Raw genomic sequence first — 799 nt, forward strand, 5'->3', positions numbered from 1 at the left:
AGGGGGAGTGTTTACCCCGGACTCTGCAGGCGTTTTCTGGCGAGGAATATGTCGAGGGTGATCTCGAGCATGTTTTGGGTCTTGGAGGCGCGCTTGGTTCGGCGGTTGAAGCGAGCCAGCATGTCGCGGAACGAGGCGTTGGACGCTTCGATCAGATGCGTCTGCGCCTTGGTCTGCTGGTGGGGTTCGGGAGCGCCGATCCGCTGGAAGGCGAGGTGGTAGCAGGAGTTGGCGTCGGTGAAGATGGCGCTGATCTGACCGACGGCGGCCTTGGCCAGCGCGTAGATGGCAGTCGCACTTCTGACGCCGTTATCGCCCACATGATAGGCCACGACGCGTCGATGCCGGCGGCTGTACGCCGTCCAGATTACCGCTCGCTGCCGTTTTTTTGGATGTAGGCGTAGATCTCGTCCATCTCGATGACATCGGGCTCCCCGGTGTCGACCGGAGCGGCATATGCCAGTTTCTGCTGCAGCGCTGCATGTTCCTTGCGGATCCACTTGAGAACCGCGGCCGGTGATGCTCCCAGCACCCGGCCGATCGCCCGGATGCCCATGCTGTTCATGTACATCTCGATCGCCAGCGCCTTGGTCTCGGCACTGAACCGGGGTTGGCTGTCGGTGCAGTATCGACCGCACGCCCGGCACACATAGCGTTGATGCCCCGCCTTCCGGCCCCGCTTGATCAGGTCAGTCCCATCACACCTTGGGCAACGCATTCCATCCCCCCGCCTCAAATCACAGGAACAGACAAGAATCCACAATGCGGCCGGTGTAAACAGTCCCCCTGCAAGGGGAGG

General features: G+C 62.0%; 2 protein-coding genes. Both read right to left on the reverse strand.

Features of this window, described 5'->3' with window-relative positions; genetic code table 11:
* Positions 1–11: 11 nt before the first annotated feature.
* Positions 12–332, reverse strand: a complete 321-nt coding sequence (locus tag ACFX59_RS18270; protein ID WP_307101650.1) for a hypothetical protein — start codon at positions 330–332, stop codon at positions 12–14.
* A 35-nt stretch (positions 333–367) separates the two neighbouring features.
* A partial coding sequence (locus tag ACFX59_RS18275) for an IS1 family transposase (protein ID WP_387434479.1) occupies positions 368–799 on the reverse strand: 432 nt, incomplete at its 5' end.

The sequence above is a fragment of the Sphingomonas sp. NCPPB 2930 genome (genome assembly GCF_042867205.1).
Lineage (GTDB): Bacteria > Pseudomonadota > Alphaproteobacteria > Sphingomonadales > Sphingomonadaceae > Sphingomonas.